The organism is Aeoliella sp. (assembly GCF_965227375.1).
GTDB lineage: Bacteria > Planctomycetota > Planctomycetia > Pirellulales > Lacipirellulaceae > Aeoliella.
Map to the genome: position 1 here is coordinate 447,357 of NZ_CBDDFX010000001.1, position 22,479 is coordinate 469,835.

Sequence of the window (22,479 nt, forward strand, 5' to 3'; positions counted from 1 at the left end):
AGCAGATCGATTTGTCATGAGTGCACATCCGCGGCAAGCCCTTCCCCCGACCACAGTCGGCAGCCTCGTAGAGCTACCGACTGTGCACCGGGTTGGTTCCATTACTTACCGCTTACGTGAACGACCACTCGCGATCGCTAGCAATGCAGTTCCCAACGCTACAAGAGCCAGCGAGGCCGGTTCCGGTATGGCTGTGTACTTGACTTGCACATTGTCGATCAGTCCCGTGTAACCGCCATTTGTCGTGAAAGCGATCTGATTGAAACTTGTTTGAATAGGGATAGTTCCACCCGTAGCATGTTCCAAGGGATCGGGCTGGTAAGCGAGTACGCCGTCTAGCGACACGTTGATTGTTACGCCACCACTTGTTCGAGTGAGTGTCATTCCAAGTGCATGAGGAAGGGTGTCGTCAATCTTAAGTACATGGGTAGCATAACCGGGAGGATTCTGGCGATTCGTACCAAACGCGATATCTGTGTCGCCGCCGTCGGCCTGCACGTCTAGGCTGCCGCCGGATGAACCCGTGCGCAACAAGGCACGGTAGCCGCTGCTATCCGACAGTCCATCGTTGTCGTGATAAAGTCCAAAGCGAAAGCCGCCGGCATTGTCTGCGTACTGAGTGAGCCTCAAGTCGAAGCACAGTTCGATTGTATCGCCGACGTCCACCAGGGAGAGTTCAGAGAACTCGCCAATCACACCTTGCCGAGTCGCACTTTCAATGGACAGCGCGTCGCCTGTATTGATTCCACCCGTATCGTCAGCAATGGCAAGCGTAGCCAATCCTTGAGTTCCATTCTGTGCCGTCCAGTTGGATGGAACCGCTGGGCCGTCAAATGTCTCGGAGTAAATAGGCGTTGCATTGCCTGGTGCTGCCCATAGTGCTGCCACCACCAATGCGATCCAGGCAACGCAGCGCCCGTTATGATTGCTCGTCGCGAATGTGCGAGGCCTCAGCTGTGTTGGATTCAAAGTATGTCGACTCATTAGACTCTCCCGTGCGAAAAGAAGAAGAAAACCCAGTTGCCCACTCGTGTTCCGACTTCGTAGCTTCTAGCGTTTGCGTATTAGACTGATAATGGCTCCCAGTATTAGTAGCAGCGAGACGCTGCCCGGCTCTGGAACCTTCGACGGTCCAACCGAGATCGCCGCACCTGTCGAGATGCCGAAGTTGTCTTTCCATATCACGTAGTCACCGGCATCCACCCCATTCAACCCATCGCCGACATTGTTGATGACCGACTCGTCGGGAGCCCCGAGGTTGTTTCGCCACACAACGTAGTCGGCGAGGTTCACAAATCCGTCGCCATTGAAATCGCCCTCCAAGCCTTGTGTTAGATCGGGCAGGTCGCCGAACACGACAATGCCGGTCATCGGCTCCGTCTCTCCCGCCACCAGGAATTGAAAGGTCAAGTCGTTCACGCTTCCCGCGCCCGAATTGTCGTAGAGCTGTCCCAAGTTGAAGCCCTTTAGAGGCGAGAAGGTGGTTGCTGAATCATTCATAAGCTCGGTGATGCGAAACTCATCAGAGATTGGCGACGCCGCCCATAGACCTCCTTCAGCGTTCTGTTCGTCGAGGCTATTCCAGCCATCGGAGTCGAGCAGTCCACCGGCGGAGCTAATCGTATATCCCTCAATGTCAACTGAAAGTGTCGACTCATTCTGAATCGCCGCCATGCCGTTGTCGTCGATGGTGAGAACAAGGTTGTTCTCGCGCTTGTCGCCTACATAGTTCACAAATCCTGTCTGTTCGATATTGCCGGACAGGGTGTAGGAGAATTCGATGTCATCAGAGTCGACGCCGAACTCGGTCGGTGCAGGCGGGTCGAAAATAGTACCAATCGAAGCGAGCGTTCCGTTCGCAAAAGCGGTCGTCCCAGAGTTTCTCAACTGAGTGACTCGACTGGACGAAGTAGGCGATGTGCTCCACCCAGCTCCCAAGCCGGTAAAGTTGCTGTCATTGATCGAGCCTACGGCTGAGCCCACGGAGTACCCGTCAATGGCGATCGACGTTGAACTGGGATTGCTGATGGATACGTTCGTCGTGTCGCGATCAACGGTGAGGATCAGTCGTTGCTCGACCGCAAGCTGCGCGATCGTGCCATTGCCACCCGCGACTTTCTGAACGGCGTACCGCTGTCCCATACCGAGGCCGCCGACTACATTGCCCGTCACGTTAACCTCTGCAAACTCTCCGTCGACCGAAGCGGCGTTGACCAGTTGAACGACGTCACCTGACATGAAGCTTGCTCCGCTGCCAAAATTAACTTGCAACACGCCGCCCAATTGTGCCGAACCATCAATAGTCGCCCGCGCGGTGCCGAACGGCGATGCGGGAGTCACGCGGTAATCGAAGATTCCACCGGCTCCCATCGTGATCGAATCGGCTACGAGCGCACCACTGCCCAGAAAGCGAAGGCTTGCTCCCGAGTTGACGGACACTTCGCCATTGGCGCCGCCGCTACTGTCCGTCGACATTAAGCTGCTGGATTGAATCTCCAGGATAGATTCGTTGGAAAGCGATATCGCACCGGGACCAAGCATTCCTCCGCCAGTGATACCGGTGTTGTTGATGAAGTCTTGTACGAAGGCGGTGCCGCCACTGCTGATTTCGGCAGTCTCACCTACATTTCCTTCGGGAACGAAATCGCCCCCAGCGTCGGTCCAATTCGCCTTATCGTTCCAATCTCCAGCAGGATCTTCAGCTGTTGGGATCCACAGGTAGTTCTGCGCGATCGTTGCGTTGGCACACCCGATCAGCGCAATCGCAACGGCAATCGAATAGAGGAGTAAATAACGCATGTCGATGAGGCCTCATAGTGAATTGACAAGTCGGCATAGTCTGTGAAGTGTTGTCTTGCAGGATGGCCTTCAACCAAGATCCCGCACCTTCCAGCGCTTGCGTGCAGCGACTCCAATTCCAATCAACAGTCCCATCAACGCCCCTCCGCTCGGCTCCGGAATGGACCCCACTATCGCGCCCGGGTTTGTCTTCGGTGTATCCTTCCAGATTCTGTAGTCGGCGAAATCGACGAAGCCATCCCCCGACAGGTCGCCCTGAGTCCGCAGGCTGACGTTTGTGAACATAGCGCCGAGGATGACGTCGAAGTCATCGTCGTTCACGAATCCGTCGCCTGTGACATCGCCAGGTACAAAGTAGTTGACCGTGACGTTGTCGATGAATCCCTCGTAACCGCCGTTCGTCGTGAACATTATTTGATTGAAGGCAGTTTGCGCTTCGATCGGCGTGCCGGTGCCTTCGCCCATGACGTGCTCGACCGGGGCAGAGAAGTTTGGTGTTCCATCCTGAAGCACATTCATCTCCACGCCGTTCGCCGTGCGGTTAAGGATAAACGCCATTGAATGTGGGTTGTTGTCGTTGATGCCTGGTAGGTTGCTTTGATAACCCGGCGGGTTCTCGCGATTCGTGCCAAACCCAATATCAGTGTCGCCACCGTCCGCTTGGATATCGGTGCTAAGGTAGCTTGTTCCCGTACCAAGAAGTGCACGATACCCGCTGCTGAACCCACTACCGCCGTTGTCGTGATAGAGTCCGAAGCGGAAGCCGCCCGCATTGTTTGGAAAATCGGTGAGTCGAACGTCGAATCGCAGTTCGATGCTATCACCGACGTTCGCAAAGGCGAACTCGGGTATTTGGCCAATAACTCCCTGGCGCGTCGCACTGACAACAGATAGGGCGTTGCCGGCACCAATTCCCGCGGTATCGTCGACAATCCCGAGTGTTGCCGTACCCGCCGAACCGTTCTGTGCCGTCCAGTTGCCTGGAACTGCCCCGCCATCGAACGTTTCGTCGTAGCCAAATCCCGTGGTGGGTGTAATCCCGAAGGACAAGACAACGATAGTCGCCCAACCGCCTACGCGAAGTTCAAACGGCAATCGACTCAAAGGTGTTTTTCTCATCAAGAATTCCTCAATGCCAAGGTTTGTGCTCACACGCACAATAAGTGAGATAAGGTACCGCGTCACAAGCATGCAGCGACGCCGCAGAGCGGCTCGCTGCGTCTCCATCAAAGGAATGAAGGGAATAGGTCAGTTAATCGCCTCCTGCGTATCGTTCGACGAACGGCTTTCCACCGTCCCACGTGAGGTCAATTGACAAGTCGTCGACCGGCTGATCAATGGTGTAGCTCAGGTCTGCCGTATCGACACGCGAGTACTTCTTCGGTGCGTACCACTTCATGGTGTTCGGGGCGATCTCTTCCACGGCGATTACACTTACTTCATGCGTACTAACTTGGGCGCCGTCATCGTCTTCGAAGCAGCCGAGTACAAACCGCCCGGACTCGTCGGTCCGACCATTGGATGGTCGGCCGGAGGCCGGGTAGAAATTGACGAATGCACCAGCCAGTGGCTGACCATCGATGGTCAGCGTACCGGACACAGGAACTCGTTCGGGGCGACCGTCGCTGCAGCCGACCATCGCGAAGGCGCCAACCAACAACGAAGCGACACAGAGCCGCCCAGACCTTACGTGCCGAGGCGGCGTCGGTGAACGATCTTCTTTATCGATTCGATTCAATTTGAACACCTGTTAGTTGTATTCCCCGAAAACCTCGCCACCATTGCGCGTGGCCAGAGGTGCAAAAACTCTTAGGTGGTCGATGTTTTCGCCAATAAAGTCCACGTGTGCGTCACCAAACACGAACAGCGCACCAGCCGGGTGTTTGCTCTGAAATGCACCATTCATTGGCACGCGATTGGCCGCCGTGGTAACAATGCCTTTGCCCGTCGGAGTGTTGATGGGATTTGCTGCTGTTCGCAGTGTGCTGAAGCGATAGCCGAGATTCCACACGATGGCACCACCATCTTTCGTGTCTGACACAACGGCCTCGCCAACGAAGAGTGTGTTACTCAATCCGTCAGTGAACTGGCGATTCCCAAGTGTCTTCTTATAGTTAAATGCGCCGCTGCCCAGTTTCACTAGATAACTATTGTCTGGCGGCCCCTCCATGCTGGCCATGACTCCCGCGTAGTTGCCAGTCGCCGCGCACGTCACGCGACCTGAGAGATAGTGTGACTCTCCTACAATCAAGGTTCCCTCGGGCACTGCGCAAGGCGGGGCCTCGTCGGAAGGACACACGAAGACATTAGGCCTCGCAGCGATTGCATCGGAGTAGTTGGTGAGCCACGTCAAACTTCCACCACTCGCAGTCACCCACGGGCCGCCGACAAAGTCCTGCTTGCTAAAATCGTCGAAGAGGCTCTGTTCTTCGAGGTAGGGGAGAATGGTAACGAAGAAACTGGCGCCAACACGTTCGTCTGTAGGAACTCCTTGGCACGGTTGACCCGGCCAATTGTCGCAGCCGAGTCGTCCCGCCGGAAACTCGCCGTAAGTGGATGCGTGATTCTGCAGTGCCAGCCCGATCTGCTTAAGATTGTTCGTGCATTGTGATCGTCGGGCAGCTTCCCGTGCTGCCTGGACAGCCGGCAGGAGCAATCCGACTAAAATCCCAATGATGGCAATGACAACCAAGAGTTCCACCAATGTAAAAGCACGCTGGCGATTACATGGCTGAGTACTGTCAGAACAACGAATAGGCGTCGTACTCACTGCAACTATTCCTGTTTGCTAGAGACGGGGAGCATATCACTGGAAGACCATTCGCCGATGATGTTTAAAGACAACGAAGGTAAATCGAAGTCATCGGTTCTGCCTTGCGTAACCGGTGCGTGAATGACGGAGTAGCCGGTACCGCGTGTGATATCCAAGGTGGATATGTCAGCATTCAAGCGAAACACAGCCAGATCGCCCTCTTGAGCTCCGTTGGCGTACAAGGAGAGCAGGAAGTCAACAAGTGCCGCATTCTCGATCGTAACCGGCCCGCACGGCGTCGTTGGCATCATTACACGGCGCGAGATAAGGAATACATGGCCCGGATCGCCCTGCAAGCCGTAGTCGGATGGGCAAAGCAGATCGTGTTCTCCTTCCCAGAAGCAGGGACCTCGATACGACTCACCGTGAAGGTAACCCAACCCGTAAAGATCGACGGAGAAATCAGGCGAGTTGTCTTTCGAGGCGAGGGTCCACCTCAGGCGAGCTGAAGCGAGACCTTCAAGTTCGTCGACCGAAGGCAATGAAAATGCAAGCACGTTCACGAGTCCCACCCCTTGGACAACGCTGCTTCCGATGCGTCGAGTTCCATCGTGATTCGGCCCCGACTGCACCACGTTATTGAAGGATCTGACCACGCCGCCTGACCAATGCTCTGAAAAAGAATGAGAGGCCGTGCCCGCCTTGGCAAACACGCGCTCTTCGCTGCGCGGTCCGCTGGTAGTGGTGATGTTCAACACCGGCAGTTCATCGTCAGACGTCAACTCTTCAATACTAGGCGGGTGAACAACGGCGTAGCCGGTTTCACGTGCAATGCCCACTGTAGACTCATCAGCGTTGAGACGAAAAACGGCAAAATCGCCTTCCTTGGCCCCGTCGTCGTAAAGCGACTGGATAAATCGAACAAGTTGGCGACTCTCAATCGAGATCCGGCCGCAGGGCGTTTCTGGCTTCATTACACCGCGATTGATAAGCATTACGCTCCTCTCTGCGGAGCCAGCCATTCCGTATGCGTGACGAGACGACTTGTCGACAGGACCCTCCCAGAATCCGATCTTTCGAAGGGACACCGGCTCAACGAATCCCAAGCCGTACAAGTCGACGTCAAAACAGGGATCGCGGTCCTTTCGCTTGTAGGTCCACTCGAGCTGAACCGACTCGATACGCTCCATTTGCTGTTTGGGTGGGAGCGGGAAGAGAAACACGCTGGCCAATGCGCCTTGCGAATGCCCGCTACTTCCGATACGGCGAGTCCCTTTCTTGGCATTCGCCTTCTGGACAACTGCGCCCTCTCTCTGGCTGCCGTGGGCGACGATCATCCCGCTGGACGAGTCGGCAGTGCTTGCCCGCCGCGTGGAAAACACCGCAGAAATCAATAGTTCAGATCCGAAAACTGCAACCACCGAGAGCATCATGGCCAAGCAAGACACAGCCAATATGCCCGTCAATCCGGGGAACCATCCGCGTAAGGCGGTAGATTGCCTTTGCGTTGCCTCCGCCTGCCCCTGTTTGTCGTTTATGTGGGCTTTCGCCAAATACCTAGGTGGCGGCTCGCGTTTGCCAGCCGAAAGCGACAGATGGCAGGGGCTCGGTGCATCAGAACTCTTAACGGGGCTGAGTAAATCCTCATCGAAGAGTTCGAGCGTTAGCGAGGCGTGCAACCGCAAAGCGTCGGCGTAGTAAGCCTGTGCTTCCTCGTCAATCGACAGCCAAACGGCAAGCCGTTCTGCATCTTCCACGCACAGCTCGCGTTCGAGCTGCGCGTTGATCAGATCATCGAGTTCTTTCCAGTTCGTTTCGGACACGCTATCGCCCCTCCGCGGCAAGAGTCCGCTCGATACACTGCTGCAATTGCCGGCGAATGCGTTGCAGTGACTTGTAGACGTTTTCTGCTGGACGAGAGATCTCGGCTGCCAGCTGCCTTGTCGTCACATTGCGGCGGTATCGCGATTCAATGAGTTTGCGATCGTTTTTATTGAGCTTGCCTAGACAACCTTGAAGGGCCGTTTGACGGAGGTCTTCCCCCTCGATGGCGGCCAGCTGCCTAGCCGCCATAGCCTCGAGAACCGCTCCATCTAAGACCATAAACTCTCTATGCTTTCTGCGGCGGTAGTTGAGTACTTCGAAATGGGCGATTTGACATGCCCATTTCGCAAAATCCGTACCAGCTTTGAACTGCTCCGATTTTTCTAGGATGACTACGCAAGCGGCTTGATAGACTTCCTCGGCGTCCTCGAGCTTTGGCAACAACGTCAATATGTAACCAAACACTCGACGCCGATTCTCCATGAACAGGTCGTGGAATTCGGTGTTTGTCCGATCTTCAGGCAAGTCCGTATACAATCCAGCCACACCGGAATCCAGCTGCAGAGAACAGATGATTTTAGAAAAGTCGTTCGTTGCTAAGGTAACGTTCGAGGCATTAATAATTGGAAACAATAATAGCCATATTTCAGAATTTTCCCGATTCGTAGCAGAAATCGAGAACGTGTGATACGAAATTCGAGTTGATACCCAGCTTTGCAGCAGTGCGAGGATTGCCAGGCGGATCGGTTCAGGAACATGAGGCCATCGACAACTTCAGCCAGTTGAGTGTCCATCTCGAACCTGTCTGCTGCGCTAGGTGCTACGCTCGGGTCAGCATGCTGTTTTCGTCGGTATTTCCAGCCGTCTCGGACTGATTCGAAATCAGTTGCCCCGCAAGGGGTTGAGGGTTCGAGTCCCTTGCCCTCCGCTTTATCACCGTGTCGCACCGATTCGCACCGCGCTGCGTTAACTCTTGTCCGCTCTGGACTTGCGACGATGGGCCTCGCTGCCGATGGGCTCCGAGCGAATCATTGGCGTCTTGTGCGCTGGCGATTTAGACTGGAGACTCCAGTGGATGGCGGAAACTGCTGGCAACACGGTCAAACGGCACCGCCATACTGGGTACGGCATTGAGGAAGATGAATTGCTTACGACTTGGCCTCTACGTGTTGCTGGCGTGCTGCACCTATGCGCTGCTGCCTGGTCGAGTGTGTGCCTACGTGGTGAACGGCCGGTGGGCGTTCACTGCCACCGATGGTTTGACCGCCCCGTATGGGAACCCCGTCACTTTGACCTGGAGCATTGTGCCCGACGGGACAACGATCAGCCATCGATCACAGCCAAGTGATTTAGTCTCGTTCCTGGACGACATCTTCGACGTCGAGCAAGGCGGAAGCGACTATCAAGCCCGACCTTGGTTTGATCTGCTGGACAGTTCCTTCCAACGCTGGAGCGAAGTGAGTGGCGTGGTGCTGGAGTATGAGCCGTTCGACGATGGCTTGACGGGCCATCCGCATGGAAACTGGTTGGGAGCCGTCGGAGTGCGGGGTGACATACGACTGGGGGGGACATCGCTGGATGGGCCGGCCAAGGCCTACGCCGAAACGGGATTCATTCCCAACGGGGATATCACGATCGACACCGACGATGCGGTCTTCTATGGCACCGCTGGGGCGGGCAACACGTATCTTAACCTGCGCAACACGTTGACCCACGAGATCGGTCACTCGCTCGGTCTTGGCCACACGGTTTCTCCCAGCTCGGGTTTCTTGATGGAGTCGGGCGCCAGTTCCATGTTCGATGGGCCGCAGTTCGACGACATACTGGGAGCGCACTATCTGTATGGCGATCGACTTGAAACGGCAGGTGGGAACAACACGCCGGAGACCGCGCACCCTTTGGGTAGCATTGCGCCCATGGCCCCGCAGGTCGTAGGTATCGACGCAACCGTGGGAGTCGGTATCGCGCCAGAGGCAATGGACTTCGTGAGTATCAGCGACTCCAGCGACGTCGATTACTTCTCTTTCACCACCGTCGGCCCGACGAAACTCGACTTGGTTCTTACGCCAGCGGGCCCCACGTACAACGAATTCATCTTCGGCGTTGGCATAGAGGACATCGATGCCTCGATGCTGGGCGATCTGAGCCTGGAGTTGTATGCCGAGAGCGGAGGCGAGTTCAATCTGCTGGCCACAGTCAACCAGGGCGGAATTGGAGATCCAGAGTCGATTGTCGAATTCGATCTCCCTGCAGGCGGGACCTACCTGGCGAGAGTCGCATCCGCCGACGACGCCGTGCAGTTCTACACGCTTTCGTTCGATGTCCAGGACGCCGAAACCTACGCTGGCGATTACAACGACGATGGCACCGTGAATCTGGCCGACTATGTGGTCTGGCGGAATCACTTCGGCGCGGCGGACGACTCGTCGCTATTGTTTCGAGGCGATGGCGTCCCGGGGATCGATGCGGGCGACTATCAAGTTTGGGTCGAAAACCTAGGCGTTTCATACGGGGAGAGCGGAACCGCGAGCCACACCATCCCAGAGCCAACTGCGGCCCTTATGGTCCTTCTGAGCCTGCTCTCTGGTGCCGTTCGTCGCCAAAGGGCATCCTCCCAGACTCCCGGCCAGGTGGCGGCATACCGCTCCCCGTCGACTGGGGCCCTCAAATGCTGCGAAAATGGTTGACCCCCGATGAGGCGGTTCCTATACTCGCCTAGTTGCAAGGTGGCATTTCTCATAATGCCGTGTGCCTTTCAGGCGGGCACCGATACCGTGCCTCGGTGAAACTGCCGAGGGTTGAGGCTTTCTTAACATTGATGTATCTCCGGGAGTTCTGCTCATGAAGGCACATAAGTCTCGTGGTGTGTCCAAAGCCACCGCCAAACGCAAAGTTGCTTACACCCTGGCTGCTGGGGCCGCCGCCCTGGCCGCCAACTCTGGCCAAGATGCCGAAGCAACTATCGAGTATTCGGGCATCCAAAACTTCACCAACTATCCGTCCAATGACCCTCCGTTTCCGGATCCCTACCGCTTCTACCTGGACTTGGACGGAGACTTCCTTTCCGACCTGGCACTGCAGAATGCTCTGTTCGGTGGCGTTCCCTACCAGGGCCTTTCCGTATTTGGCAACGGCCAAGTGGTCGGATTCAACGCCGGACCGTACAACTACGCTTACGTCAGCAACCTCACCGAAGGCGCGTTGATCGACGCCACGACCGTTGGTCCCACGTTCTTTGGTTCGATGGCCAGTCCGCTGAACGCTAACTCGCAGTTCGACACCGCCGACGATGGCTATATCGGGTTGAGTTTCGGCACGAGCCCCAATATCCGCTATGGTTGGATTCGAGTAGGCATCGACAATTCGTCGGCGAGCTTCACCATCAAGGATTGGGCGTATGAGTCCGAAGTTGGCGTCGGTATCCGCGCGGGACAGATTCCGGAGCCAGGCACGCTAGGCCTGCTGGCCGCCGGCGCAGCCGGCGTGGCCGCCATGCGTCGCCGCAAGAAGGTGGCGTAGTCGCCAAGCAGCCAAATCGACGGCCTGTTGTTACATTTGATGTTCACAAACGGCCGGTAGGCAATCGAACCTGCCGGTCGTTTGTCGTTACCAATTCTACGAGTTCTTACGGGACAACTTCGACACGTTGAACAGTCGACCATGTCGGAGCAAAGGCAACATGGCAAAATCCACCAGCCAAACGGCAAACGATAGATCCACTTCACGCCGTCGCTTGGCCTACGCGCTGGCGGCCGGTTCTGCAGCCACGGTCGCAACCGATGCAGACGCGGTAGTCGTGTATTCGGGCATTGAAGACTTTGTGATCGATCAAGGGAACCAATTGCCGCTCAAGATGAATGCGGACGACGTGCCCGACATCTATCTGAACAACTATATCGATCCTTACGAAGGGTTGGTGGGTAACTTTCAGGGCGCGTTCTTAGGATGGGCGCCCGGGAGATTGGTGGGGAAACGAGCCAACAATCTGGGTTACGTCCGCGCCTTGGAGACAGGGTTCATGGTCGACGGATCGAGCATCAATCCGAATGTTTTCGTTGGATCGATGGCTCACGAGGACAACCATCCCAACGCAGAGTTCAACAACGTTCAAAACGCCTACATCGGCTTCAGCTTCCCCAATATCCCGAGCTTTCCTCCACCCGCTATACCAGACCGCGAACTGCACTACGCCTGGGTCCGTGTGAGTGTCGACAATCTGGCGGGCACGTTTGTAGTGCACGACTGGGCGTACGAGTCCGAGCCGGACGTGGGCATCACTACCGGTGACAAGGGCGACGCTGGCGACTTCAACGACGATGGCGTGGTGAATATCGCCGACTACGTGGTATGGCGGAACAACCTGGGATCGAATCACATTCTCGGTGGGCACGGAGACGAAAACGGCGATAGCTTCGACGTGGTCGACGAAGATGACTACACGATCTGGAAGGCCAACTTCGGGCACGTAAGCTCCGAGGCCGCTGCGGCAACGTCACCCATTCCCGAGCCGGGAGCGCTGGGATTGCTGGCAGCCGGTTCGTTGGGCCTGGGCGTCCTGCGTCGCCGCAATCTAAGGTAGAGTTGATGCAGCCCACACGTCGTCGCTCAGAGAACTCGCCTGCCAGGGTGTTGTTGGTGGGATGGGATGCCGCCGACTGGCAAATGATCCATCCGCTGGTTCAGCAGGGGTTAATGCCCACGACCGCCGCACTGTTGCAGCGCGGTGCCTGGGGCAACCTGGCGACGACTCGCCCGATTCTCTCTCCCATGCTGTGGAACACCATCGCCACTGGGAAACGCCCGCTATATCACGGTATCCACGGATTCACCGAGCCCAACGCCGACGGAACCGGCGTGCAGCCGTCGAGCAGCACCAGCCGCAAGTGCAAGGCGATTTGGAACATCCTCACGCAGAGCGGATTGAAATCGAACATCGTTGGCTGGTATGCGTCGCACCCGGCCGAGCCGATCAACGGCGTCATGGTGTCGAACCAGTTCGAACAGTACAAGGTGGAAGAGGGCGTCGCTTCGCCACTTCCCGCTGGATGCGTCCACCCTGTGGAGATGGCCGACGAACTCGCCTCGCTACGAGTCCTGCCGTCCGAAATCGACCACACGGCAGTCCTGCCGTTCATCCCGCAAGCCGCCGAGCTCATCGAGAAGGAAGGTCAGCGGGTCGGCAAGCTGTGCCACATGCTCGCTCAAACGGCCACCATCCACGCGGTCGCCACCCACCTGATGACCAAATCCGAGTGGGATTTCACGGCCGTCTTCTACGAAGGGATCGATCGGTTTGGTCACGAGTTCATGGAGTTTCATCCTCCGAAGATGGACGAAGTGTCGCAAGAGGATTTTGACGTCTATCAGCACTGTATGGTTGGCATCTATCGTTTCCACGATATGCTGCTCGACACGCTGCTGACTCTGGCGGGCGACGACACCGCAGTGATTCTGATGTCCGACCACGGGTACTACAACGATCACCTGCGCCCCGATCCCCGCGAGGGCAAGTCGGGCCCTGTTGAATGGCATCGACCGTTTGGCATCCTGGCTGGTTGCGGACCGGGATTCCACGCGGGCAATCGCCTCTATGGTGCGACCATCCAGGACATCGCGCCCACGGTGCTGCACTTGTTGGGCCTGCCTGCTGCCTACGACATGCCTGGCCGGGTGCTGTCCGAAGTGCTCGAGGAAACCGAGACCATCCAGCGCATCGAGTCGTGGGAGGAGATTGATGGCGAGTGCGGCATGCACCCGCCCGATGCGCGCGTCGATCCGGCCGAATCACAAGCCGTGCTGCGACAATTGATTGCCTTGGGATACATCAATCCACCCGGCGACGACGCCGACAAGGCTATTCGTCAGACCATGGCGAGCAACCAAATCAGCCTGGCGGAGTCGCTGGTCGATTCGTTCAAGTACGCCGAAGCGATCGAGGTCATTGAGCAGCTCGAAGAAGAGCAGAAGAACAGCTCCGCCATGCAGCTGATGCTGACTTCTTGCTACATCGGAACGCAAAACAAAGAGCAAGCGCGCGAGATACTACAGTCGCTGTCTGAGAAGCTGCCAGAGCATCCCCGCGTGAACATGATTCTTGGTGTGCTCGAGCTGGCCGAAGGCAATCCAGAAAACGCTTTGAGCTACTTCCAACGCGCCATGGAGGTCGAACCTCGCTTGCCCCATGTGCACAACAAGCTTGGCGAAGTCTACATCTCGATGAAGCGGTACGACGAAGCCATCGCCGCGTTCGAAAAGGCGCTGGAGATTGATAGCGAGAGCCCGGTTGCCTTCGCCGGCCTGGCTCGGGCGCAACTAGAGGCTGGAAATCCTGAGCAAGCCTTAGAGCAAGCGCTGATTGCGGCAGAATTGGTTCACTTTTTCCCCCGCGTTCACTTCGTTATTGGCAAGGCGCTGCTGGCGTTGGGAGACCCAACAGGAGCTGTGGAGGCGCTCGAGTTGTGCGTCAAACAGGCGCCCAAAATGTCGGCGGCTCACAAATCCTTGGCGAGCGCCTATCGCGGCATGGGCCTCGCGGACAAAGCGATGGCAGCCGACTTGCGAAGCAAGGGAACTATTGTCTAACACCATTTGAGCCTTTATCCTTTCGATAGGTTTTAGTCGCCATTATTCATGCAAAACTGGCAGGACCCATGTTCGATCGCTGGAAACTTGGCGTGTTTACCTGTGTTGGCTTGGTGCTCATTACGCTTGCACTCACCTCGCTTGGTTGCGGAGACAATCGCCCCAAGATTACTCGACCCGACAATCCCACGTCGGTGCCGGACGAGAGCATGAGGTTGAGCACGGATTCGTCGCACGCACCTCCACCACAACCGACCAAGCGCGGAAACTAGATCGCAGGCGAGATTGCAGTTGCTGTGGGCGGCAGCGATGCAAACACCGCAGCAAGTTGCCAGTGGCAAGAAAGCGAGACCCCTCAGCCATGAACGATAACCAACCATTGGCATCCGCCCGACACCGTGGCTTTACCCTGGTAGAGCTGCTCGTGGTGATTGCCATCATCGGCATTCTCGTTGCCATGTTGTTGCCGGCAGTGCAAGCGGCACGTGAGTCGGCGCGGCGCACGACTTGCAAAAACTCCATGCGGCAACTCGGTATCGCTGCTCTCAACTACGAATCGACCAACAAACGACTTCCGCCCGGCTACCTTGCCACCGATACCAACTATTTCGATCCCAAAGCCGAGAAAGAGTCTTCCGGTAGCCCCGAGAAGTTCCATCAGATGACGGGCGTGTTCGTCTACTTGCTTCCCTACTTGGAAGCAACTGCGGTGGCCGATGAGTTTACCCAGCAGATGGACCTGGGAGTCAACAGCTACGACTACAGTTACGCCAGTGTGCAGAGCGATCCAGCATGGGCCGTCGCTCAAACACATTTGTCTGTTCTGCTGTGCCCATCGGTTCCGCTAGAGCAACCGCAAGTTGGGTACATGGATAAGGTGTACGCGCGCTACGTTGGCGGCAACCACAGGATGTTCTCCGATGGTTGGGTGAATGCGGTCGGCGACATGGGGCGCACTCACTACCTGGGCTGCACTGGCGTATGGGGATGGATGGGTCCGACGCTGCAGTTCGATATGGGTTTTGGAAATCAAAGTGTCAGCAAAGACCTGATCGGTGTGTTTAGCGTGCGATCCAAGACCCGCCTTGCTCAGGTATCCGACGGAACGTCGAACACCATCATGTTCGGCGAAGCACCCGGCACCATCGGCAGCAACATCCCAACGCCCGACGGGGGTGGCGTCGATGGAGTCGCTTACGCGCACATGTGGGCAGGTTGGGGGGTATTGCCCTCCTCTCATGGGATGGACGTTACTCGCGAAAACGATTTCACCGGAAACGGCGAATCCTATGAAACCATGTGGCTTTACTATGGGTCGACCCATCCGGGCATCGCGCAGTTCTGCTTCGTCGATGGCTCGGTGCACTCCCTCAGCAAGGACATCGACCTGGTGGCATTCGAGTCTCTCTCCACACGCGGAAACGGCGAACAGGTCAACGAGTCCGATCTATAGCCGCGCCCTGTCGAAGCCCGTCACGTCTCTTCCCCCGAAACCTCTTCCGCCTTGCTGCCGTTGGCTGCGTCGGCCAGTCGGCGGTACATCAGCGTGTAGAACATCTCCAGGTACCGCGTGGTTTCGGCGCGTTCCATGTTCGAGATGTACTTCCAGAAGCCGTAGATTCGGGCAAGCTTCATCAGGCGGTTGGCGTACAGTTTCCAGGTGTAGTGCTGCTCGATGCGGGTCAAGCCGCCGCGGGAGAGTTGCTCCCAATGTCCCGGGTTGTCGCGGCACTGGGCGAGGAAGTCGGCCATCTTTTGAGCGGCCGTGGCGCCTTGGTTGGGGTCGATGTGGAAGCCGGACACCCCGTCGACGATAGTCTCGAGCGGACCGCCATAACACGTGGCAAAAGTCGGCAGGCCGGAGCCCATCGCTTCGACGACGGTCAGGCCGAATGCTTCGAACAATGCCGGTTGCACGAACGCACCGCGGAAGTCGGCCGTGTAACGGTACAACTCGCCGACGATGTGCTTGTCGGTCTGCATCGGAATCCACCGCACGCGTTCGTCGAGTTGGTGCTCGTCCAACAGGCCGTGAATCCGCCGCAGTTGCTCCCCTTCCTCGTCGCCGCCGGGCTCGGCCTTGGGGTGGCCGCCGACGATCACCAGGTTGGCTTCTTTCTGCAGGGTGTCGCTTTCGGCGTACCACTGCACCAGGCCGGAGATGTTCTTGATGTAGTCCACTCGCGACATGGCGAGCAACATTGGTTTCTTTTTACCGGCCAACCGGCCGCGGGCCTCCTCGACGCTATCCCCGTGAACCAATTCGGCCACGATGTCGCGCATCTCGTCCGAGCGGTGCTCCGTTTGCGAGTACGGAAAGAACACCCGCGGATCGGCGCCTGGCGAGACGATGTTGAACTTCGGATCGAACACATCGATGCCATACACCACGCGGTACAAGTCGGGCATCGTGTACGCCTGGTAACTCTCGTACTGGCCCACGGTGTCGCTGGTGCCGGCGATCTCCTGGTAGGTGCTGGCGATGATGAAGTCGGCCGTGTTCATGGCGATCAAATCGGCTGTGTACTGGCAGGCGAAGTGGTGTTCGTCTTCGTGCTCCTTCCAATACAGATCGGAGTACAGGTACTTGCTCTTCTCCAACGCGTGCGCGATGTTGCACTGCGTCACGCCCATGCGGTGCGCCAGCATGCTGGCCACCAGATTGCCGTCGGAGTAATTGCCGATGATGAAGTCGGGCCGCTGCCCCAATTCGGCCACCATCTCGCGCGAGCACTCGCCGGCGAAGCGTTCCAGATAGGGCCAGATGTCGAACCGCGAGATGAAGTGCGGGATCACCTCGCCGGTCTCGTTGCGGAACGGCACCCGCAAGATGCGCGCGTTCCGCGTGCCGGCGATTGGCTCCAGCCGCTGCGTACAAGTAGTTCCCTCGGCGTCGGGAATCAATCGCGTGAGCACAACAATCTGCGGCTCGACCTCCAGGCCTTGGCGTTCGATGAAGTCGTACATTTCCTCTTCCAGCGCGCGCACCTGGTCGAGAATGTAGACGACCTGCCCACCAGTGTCGGGCCGGCCCAGCACGCCCGACTGGGCGAAGTAACCGTGCGGCGACAGGATGGCGATCGTGAACACCATCGGCAGTCGGCCCAGGAACCGCGCGATGCTCTCCGGGCCAGGCGCTTCGAGGATGTCGCTCAAAAAGCCCATCGTCTCTCTCGCGCGGTCGATCGTTTTACCCCAGCCGGCTTCGAACCCTAGCTTCGCCATCTCCGCTGCCACGTCGGCCCACTGCCCATCTTGCGGGCGCTTGGCCAGCACCTCATCGGCTTCCTGTAGTGCTTCTTGTAATGCGGCCAGGTCGGCGATGCTGCTGTTGAGCATCAGTTGCTGGCCTTGCACGCGGTGTAAACGAAGGAACTCGAACAGCCGCTGCCCGCCGTTGTCGAGTTCCTGAAACAAACGGTTGGAAAGGTGACGATTGAGGAACTCGACGCCCTGCCCGATGGAGCGCGCGTCGCGCAGGCGAGGGAAGCCTCGCTCGAACGGCTGTAAGTCGATCTCGAGCACCGCGTCGTAGTTCGCCTGCGGTTCGACAATCTGTTCCTTGCTCCTCAGGAACCGGCTGACCGAGATTTCGCGCACACTCAGGTGTTCGCAGTGCAGTTGCCAAAACGTCCGCCGCGATACGCGCCACCGCACGTCAAGGTACATCTCCGAGTCGCGAAAGAACGCCTCTTGTGCAGCGTGCAGCAACTGGTAGACCGGTGTGTTGCGAAGCGGGGCGCCGATTTCGCTGTCGCAAAATTCTTCCAGCACCGCCACGATATCGGATCGCAGGAGGAACGGTTTCCCCGCGTCGCGGTACTTCCGCAGCAGGAGGTAGACCGCATCGCGGTGTTGCCCAAGCGATTGTTCCAGCTCTGTGTTCTTCAAAACAGTCCGTCCGTGCGTCGAAGTCGTGCGGATGAGGAGCGAGTGCGCGTCGAAGCGGACGCTCTCGTCTACGTGAATCTAGCACGGTTGCACGGTGATTCAAACCCGCGACGCGCGTGGCAGTGGTGAACGCGTGTCCCGGCGTCTGGCATTGTCCACGACTCATCTACTCGTTCTCCGTTACGACAAGCCGCGAGAAACCAAAGCGGCGACCTTTATTGAAAGCGACCGGATTCAGTTCGTCGTCTCCTTCGGAGACACCTCCAGGTTTCAAGCTGTCGTCGTAAACCGGAATGCCAACGTACAAGACGCCAGGCGTTCCTTCGCGTGTTTGATAGAAGAACGTGGCCACGGCTTCAGGCTCGGGCTGCTCTTTGTCGCCGTCGAAGTGCAACAGCAGATCGCCATCGAGGGCTCGTCCTTCCGCTTGCAACTGAGCGATGGACGTAGGACTTGGTGCGTTCTTCCAACGCTGCTTCGGTAGCTCCCAGCAATCGAGTCCAATACCGCGGAGTACGAACACTGGTTCGCCGCTATCCGAAGGTAGTTCGTCGCCCATCAAGTCGTAGCCCGCATCGCCGGCCCACTGAGTGACTTGCTCGAGTACTTCGGGTGTGAACTGCTGATCGTGCCAGCGCTTCGGTAGTGAGGTCGCGCGACCCGTATCGAGATCGTAGAACACCTGCCCACGCAAGCGACGCGCGGATTGTAGAATCCAGTTGCCGGAACCGCTTGCGGTCTCGAGCGGAGTGTCGGCTGCAAGTGCTACTTCCTTTTTGGTCGACTCGGGTAAGGTAGGAATCTCGACCGACTGGAAAGCGGGGTCGTCGGTGTACTCGCTGGCGTGTTCGTTCCACCACTCGGCCCACTGCTTCGCCACGCGGTGGTAGAGCAGACGCTTGGCGCGTTTTTGGCCGGGGAGGTCGTCGTCGTTGAGGAAGATCGAGTACAGCTCTTGTTCGCCAAACTTCTGACCGGTTAGCGATTGGAGTGCACCGAACACCTCTCGCACCGGGCGTCCGAAACCGTACTCCGATCCGGAATTCCTTCGATCAAGATCATTCGCTTGCACGAACTCCAGCAGCGACTCGTCGGCGCCCCGAATCCTCAGCCCCATGTCGGATCCTGGCGATCGGAGCGTTTTGGGAATCGCCCGAATCAAGGCCGGCACCGCACGTTTGTCGTCAATCGCCCGCAAGAGAAACGCTGTACTGCGGAGCATCATGTCGTTGTCGGTGCGGTCGACCTCCGCGATCAAATCGGGAACCGCATCTTCGCCAAACGCCGCGATGGTACGCAGTTGGTTCGCCCACAGGTCGGTGAACTGTTCGCTGCCTTGGTTCATGTCGTCCAGCACGGTGATGAGCTGATTGACCGGCGTGTCGGGGCGGAGCGTCGCGGCGTCGGGCTGTGGCTGCTGGGGGCTCTTCGCCTGCTTGGCTCGCCGGGCTGCCTCCCGGATTTGCTGAGCCAGGCGATCGTCGTCGTCCATCATCCTTGGCGTCAACGTGTCGGACGATCCTTGCAGGATGTCGTGCTGAACCGTTTGTCCGTCTCCCACCTCGACGTAGGCTGATGCGTTGCCGCCCATCAGGTAGATGTAGTTGCGGCCGGGGGCCACGTGCAGGCGGTAGCTGCCGTCGTCGCCTACGAGTGTGGATGTGACCGCCGCCCCGACCTTCGGTCGAGCGGGGCCGTAGTGCGCGACCCTCAGCTTGGTTTGCGTGCCATCGATCGGCCGCTTGTTGGCGTCGAGCACCTTGCCTTCGACATAACCACCGCGCGTCATGCGGATGTCCTGCCCGATCAGTCGTTTGCCAGCGGCAGCATGGATGGCCTTGATGGCTAGCGGCATCCGCTCCGGCGCCACGGCCCAGATGTTGTAGTGGTCGCCGTTCAATCGGAGTTCGTACTCGCCTTCGGCGTCGGAAGTGGTGGTATGCCAACCTCCGGGGCCAATGCCCTGTGCCTGCACTTCAACTCCTGCCATCGGCTTACCGGTCACCAAGTCGAACACCCTGCCCCCGATGATCGCCGGCGGATTGAGTTGCAGTTTCACTTGCTGTGGGATGCGCGTGTACTCGCCATGTGTGCGGACGTAGTTCGGATGCGTCACGTAGTACCGGAAAGCCGAGGCCATGGTTCCCATTCCGGTCTTCGGATCGAACGTCCTGGTCTCCTCCACACTCCAGGGCGATAGGTCGTCGATGGAAAACCGACCTTGTTGGTCAGTCGTCGCGATGTGTAGTCCAGGCATTGGATGCTTGCGATACTGCGTGGTAACCTGGACTCCGACAACCGGCTGACCGGTGTTGTCGGTGATCACGCCGCTCAGCGAGACGGGTTCGGAGTGCAACTCGATCTCCATCGGCCCCTCATGGTCGTCACGAATGAGGCTGCTCTTCGGAGCAAACCCGGGTTTCTTAACGACCACGTATAGTTGCGTGTCCTTGTCCCGAGCCGGCAGCTTGTCGAAGGTGAAGATGCCTTTGGAGTCTGCTGTGGTCTCCAACTCCAGCGTTGGTTCGGCCGACCAGTCGGCGTAGCGATACAACTCCACCGCGGCACCGGGCTCGGTGGTAGCGGTGAGCGCCACAGGCGCCGACTCCGCTTCGGCCGTTGGCGTCTGCGCTGGGGCTCGTTCGGTAGTCGCCAAGCCCGTGACGACCGACACACCCAACACGCTCGCGAGCAGCAAGGCAGTTCTGTGCTGCTTGGGCTTTTGGCGCGTGACGTTCTCCTTAACTAACTCAACGCGCTTGCGAACTTGCGAGCGCCGCGCGAAGGCCAGGCCCAAGGACGTTTGTCGACCCGCCAGCTTCAGGGCCAATCGCGCAAGCACCCGACCGTACAGCTTGCTGTCGCCCAGAAACTCAGCCGCCCGAGCGTCGCACACTTCGTCGCAGGCGTCGGCGTGGGCCAGTCGCATGGGCCACACCAACGGATGGAACCACAACGCCGCCCGCACCAGCACCATCAATTGATTCCACACCAGGTCGTTGCCTACTGCGTGTGCCACCTCGTGCGCCAGCATCGCTCGCTGCTCCACGGGCTCGCCTTCGATGATCTGGTGGGTCGGCATCAAGATGCGCGGCCTCCAAACGCCGAAGCTAATGGCCGTGGACAGGTCGCTGGTCTGGCGGACCGCTATGGTCGTCGGGTAACCAAACCAGCTTGCCAGCTGGCGTAGTTCGGATTCGACCTCCGCGGGGACCGGCGCGGCCTTGCGATAGAGTTGGCGAAGCCGCCAGTTGCCGAGCAACCACGAGACCATCGAAACCGCTCCGCCCGCTATCCACAGCTTGGCCAACCAGAATGAAAGACCGAAGGTGGAAGTGGACGGCGTGGCAGGTGCTACAGCTAGTGTCGGATCCGCCACCGGCGTCGACGACTGCTTGACCATCGGTGCTTGCCAATCGATGGGATCGTCCAGCACCGCATCGGGCGCGGGGAGTGCTTCGACGGGTGCTTCATGGGTCGTTGCGATGATCGCTGGCTCGGTTGCTCCGTGGGGAGTCGTTGCGGTGGGAACCGTATCGGCGCTTGATGGCCAGAGCGGAAGCGACATGCGGTACGGCAGCAGCGTGACACTCGTTACCACGACCAATCCCACGACGACCGCACGCCAGTAGAACACCCGCAGGTAGGGGCTGCGTCGCCCCAACACACGATGTCCCATCCACGCCAGTGCCAGGAGCAGCGTGATCCGCACGAGCACCGCCGCCGCGCACGCGAACCATCCGCCCTCGGTCTCTGCGAGCCAGAACGTGTCGGACAACATGGTATCCCCTTCAAAGTTAGCGATCGTCGGCCAGGCGTTTGAGTTCCAGCAGTTCATCCTCGCTGAGCTTCTCGCTGCGGATGAGATGCAGGATCAGGTTCTTCGCAGAGCCTTCGCAGTAAGCGTCGGCGATCTCTCGAACGGTCGACCGAAACGCCGAGTGCCGACGGGTCGTCGCCTTGTAAAAGTAGGCCTTGCCCGACTTGCGGCGGGCAACATGCCCCTTCTCGAGCAGTATCGCCAGGTACGAACGGAGCGCGGGATTCTTGATCGGCTCTGGGTACAGAGCCTGAATCTCGGCCGGCTTCAGTTCGCCATGCTCCCACAGGATTCGCATGACGGCCAGTTCGCCCGGTGTGAATTTCGGCATGACTTGCTCCCGTGAATGTGCAGAATATACTGCACATTGGTGGAAGCGTCAAGCGAATTCTGGACGCGTGCCCGCCGGTGGTCAGCTAATGCTGCTTGGCGGTACTTCTTCACTGGCAGCGAATCGCGCCAATGCCACTGCACTGCGAGTGTCGAATCCACTTACGACAGCAGTGTTTTGAATGCCGAGTACATCATGAAGATCATCGCGACGCATACGAACAAATACACTGCCAGCCAGGGCGACACCCGGGCGGGGTTGCCTTGGCCGCAGTTCTGGCAGACCTTGTCGAACGAACCAATGGGCTCGTCGCATTCGCTGCAGTGGTTCGACTCATGGCGATGGCGACGCCACCACTGGTGGGCCGATTGAATCAGTTTTGACGGTAAGGTGGATTGAGTGGCCGCCATCGCATCGCCCCGCGAGAGATATGCTTGCTGGAAAAGTTACCAATTAAGCATAGCTCACAATCCACCCGCG

The 22,479-nt window shown here is 58.2% G+C and carries 17 protein-coding genes; 6 read left to right on the top strand and 11 right to left on the bottom strand.

The window, feature by feature from the left end; genetic code table 11:
• Positions 1 to 105: 105 nt before the first annotated feature.
• From ACQK2L_RS01880 to ACQK2L_RS01910, 7 genes are all read right to left on the bottom strand, one after another.
• Positions 106 to 984, bottom strand: a complete 879-nt coding sequence (locus ACQK2L_RS01880) for a PEP-CTERM sorting domain-containing protein (RefSeq protein WP_425395233.1) — start codon at positions 982 to 984, stop codon at positions 106 to 108.
• Between the two features lie 66 nt (positions 985 to 1,050).
• Complete coding sequence (locus tag ACQK2L_RS01885; RefSeq protein WP_425395234.1) at positions 1,051 to 2,799, bottom strand: PEP-CTERM sorting domain-containing protein; 1,749 nt, start codon at positions 2,797 to 2,799, stop codon at positions 1,051 to 1,053.
• A gap of 69 nt (positions 2,800 to 2,868) precedes the next feature.
• Positions 2,869 to 3,918: a PEP-CTERM sorting domain-containing protein gene (locus tag ACQK2L_RS01890; protein ID WP_425395235.1), complete on the bottom strand. Its 1,050-nt coding sequence runs from the start codon at positions 3,916 to 3,918 to the stop codon at positions 2,869 to 2,871.
• Between the two features lie 133 nt (positions 3,919 to 4,051).
• Positions 4,052 to 4,537, bottom strand: a complete 486-nt coding sequence (locus ACQK2L_RS01895; protein ID WP_425395236.1) for a hypothetical protein — start codon at positions 4,535 to 4,537, stop codon at positions 4,052 to 4,054.
• Positions 4,538 to 4,549: 12 nt separating this feature from the next.
• On the bottom strand, positions 4,550 to 5,569 hold the full coding sequence (locus tag ACQK2L_RS01900) for a DUF1559 domain-containing protein (protein ID WP_425395237.1): 1,020 nt from the start codon (positions 5,567 to 5,569) through the stop codon (positions 4,550 to 4,552).
• Between the two features lie 5 nt (positions 5,570 to 5,574).
• Complete coding sequence (locus ACQK2L_RS01905; RefSeq protein ID WP_425395238.1) at positions 5,575 to 7,374, bottom strand: hypothetical protein; 1,800 nt, start codon at positions 7,372 to 7,374, stop codon at positions 5,575 to 5,577.
• Between the two features lies 1 nt (position 7,375).
• Positions 7,376 to 8,008 carry a sigma-70 family RNA polymerase sigma factor gene (locus ACQK2L_RS01910; protein ID WP_425395239.1) on the bottom strand — a complete coding sequence of 211 codons (633 nt, stop codon included), beginning with the start codon at positions 8,006 to 8,008 and terminating at the stop codon, positions 7,376 to 7,378.
• Positions 8,009 to 8,514: 506 nt separating this feature from the next.
• Between ACQK2L_RS01910 and ACQK2L_RS01915 the strand changes: the two genes are divergently transcribed.
• The 6 genes from ACQK2L_RS01915 (at position 8,515) to ACQK2L_RS01940 (ending at position 15,410) form a co-directional block, all read left to right on the top strand.
• Positions 8,515 to 10,062, top strand: a complete 1,548-nt coding sequence (locus ACQK2L_RS01915) for a matrixin family metalloprotease (protein ID WP_425395240.1) — start codon at positions 8,515 to 8,517, stop codon at positions 10,060 to 10,062.
• Between the two features lie 154 nt (positions 10,063 to 10,216).
• Positions 10,217 to 10,894, top strand: a complete 678-nt coding sequence (locus tag ACQK2L_RS01920) for a PEP-CTERM sorting domain-containing protein (protein WP_425395241.1) — start codon at positions 10,217 to 10,219, stop codon at positions 10,892 to 10,894.
• A 160-nt stretch (positions 10,895 to 11,054) separates the two neighbouring features.
• Positions 11,055 to 11,954 carry a PEP-CTERM sorting domain-containing protein gene (locus ACQK2L_RS01925; protein WP_425395242.1) on the top strand — a complete coding sequence of 300 codons (900 nt, stop codon included), beginning with the start codon at positions 11,055 to 11,057 and terminating at the stop codon, positions 11,952 to 11,954.
• Positions 11,955 to 11,959: 5 nt separating this feature from the next.
• The gene (locus tag ACQK2L_RS01930) at positions 11,960 to 13,957 is read left to right on the top strand and encodes a tetratricopeptide repeat protein (RefSeq protein ID WP_425395243.1); all 1,998 of its coding nucleotides are present in this window, start codon (positions 11,960 to 11,962) and stop codon (positions 13,955 to 13,957) included.
• A 68-nt stretch (positions 13,958 to 14,025) separates the two neighbouring features.
• Positions 14,026 to 14,229: a hypothetical protein gene (locus tag ACQK2L_RS01935; RefSeq protein WP_425395244.1), complete on the top strand. Its 204-nt coding sequence runs from the start codon at positions 14,026 to 14,028 to the stop codon at positions 14,227 to 14,229.
• 89 nt (positions 14,230 to 14,318) lie between these two features.
• On the top strand, positions 14,319 to 15,410 hold the full coding sequence (locus ACQK2L_RS01940) for a DUF1559 domain-containing protein (RefSeq protein ID WP_425395245.1): 1,092 nt from the start codon (positions 14,319 to 14,321) through the stop codon (positions 15,408 to 15,410).
• 20 nt (positions 15,411 to 15,430) lie between these two features.
• Here ACQK2L_RS01940 and ACQK2L_RS01945 read toward each other — a convergent pair whose 3' ends face one another.
• The 4 genes from ACQK2L_RS01945 to ACQK2L_RS01960 form a co-directional block, all read right to left on the bottom strand.
• Complete coding sequence (locus tag ACQK2L_RS01945; RefSeq protein ID WP_425395246.1) at positions 15,431 to 17,848, bottom strand: sucrose synthase; 2,418 nt, start codon at positions 17,846 to 17,848, stop codon at positions 15,431 to 15,433.
• A 166-nt stretch (positions 17,849 to 18,014) separates the two neighbouring features.
• The gene (locus ACQK2L_RS01950) at positions 18,015 to 21,629 is read right to left on the bottom strand and encodes a carboxypeptidase regulatory-like domain-containing protein (RefSeq protein WP_425395247.1); all 3,615 of its coding nucleotides are present in this window, start codon (positions 21,627 to 21,629) and stop codon (positions 18,015 to 18,017) included.
• Between the two features lie 16 nt (positions 21,630 to 21,645).
• Complete coding sequence (locus tag ACQK2L_RS01955; protein WP_425395248.1) at positions 21,646 to 21,999, bottom strand: BlaI/MecI/CopY family transcriptional regulator; 354 nt, start codon at positions 21,997 to 21,999, stop codon at positions 21,646 to 21,648.
• Positions 22,000 to 22,160: 161 nt separating this feature from the next.
• A complete protein-coding gene (locus tag ACQK2L_RS01960) occupies positions 22,161 to 22,409 on the bottom strand; it encodes a hypothetical protein (protein ID WP_425395249.1) in 249 nt (82 codons plus the stop codon).
• Positions 22,410 to 22,479 lie beyond the last annotated feature (70 nt).

What these genes read in the sequence shown, in the direction of transcription:
- ACQK2L_RS01960 (WP_425395249.1), bottom strand. Translation starts at nt 22,409, where the DNA reads ATGGCGGCCACTCAATCCACCTTACCGTCAAAACTGATTCAATCGGCC.
- ACQK2L_RS01935 (WP_425395244.1), top strand. Translation starts at nt 14,026, where the DNA reads ATGTTCGATCGCTGGAAACTTGGCGTGTTTACCTGTGTTGGCTTGGTG.
- ACQK2L_RS01955 (WP_425395248.1), bottom strand. Translation starts at nt 21,999, where the DNA reads ATGCCGAAATTCACACCGGGCGAACTGGCCGTCATGCGAATCCTGTGG.
- ACQK2L_RS01890 (WP_425395235.1), bottom strand. Translation starts at nt 3,918, where the DNA reads ATGAGAAAAACACCTTTGAGTCGATTGCCGTTTGAACTTCGCGTAGGC.
- ACQK2L_RS01880 (WP_425395233.1), bottom strand. Translation starts at nt 984, where the DNA reads ATGAGTCGACATACTTTGAATCCAACACAGCTGAGGCCTCGCACATTC.
- ACQK2L_RS01920 (WP_425395241.1), top strand. Translation starts at nt 10,217, where the DNA reads ATGAAGGCACATAAGTCTCGTGGTGTGTCCAAAGCCACCGCCAAACGC.
- ACQK2L_RS01940 (WP_425395245.1), top strand. Translation starts at nt 14,319, where the DNA reads ATGAACGATAACCAACCATTGGCATCCGCCCGACACCGTGGCTTTACC.
- ACQK2L_RS01930 (WP_425395243.1), top strand. Translation starts at nt 11,960, where the DNA reads ATGCAGCCCACACGTCGTCGCTCAGAGAACTCGCCTGCCAGGGTGTTG.
- ACQK2L_RS01925 (WP_425395242.1), top strand. Translation starts at nt 11,055, where the DNA reads ATGGCAAAATCCACCAGCCAAACGGCAAACGATAGATCCACTTCACGC.
- ACQK2L_RS01915 (WP_425395240.1), top strand. Translation starts at nt 8,515, where the DNA reads ATGAATTGCTTACGACTTGGCCTCTACGTGTTGCTGGCGTGCTGCACC.
- ACQK2L_RS01885 (WP_425395234.1), bottom strand. Translation starts at nt 2,799, where the DNA reads ATGCGTTATTTACTCCTCTATTCGATTGCCGTTGCGATTGCGCTGATC.
- ACQK2L_RS01950 (WP_425395247.1), bottom strand. Translation starts at nt 21,629, where the DNA reads ATGTTGTCCGACACGTTCTGGCTCGCAGAGACCGAGGGCGGATGGTTC.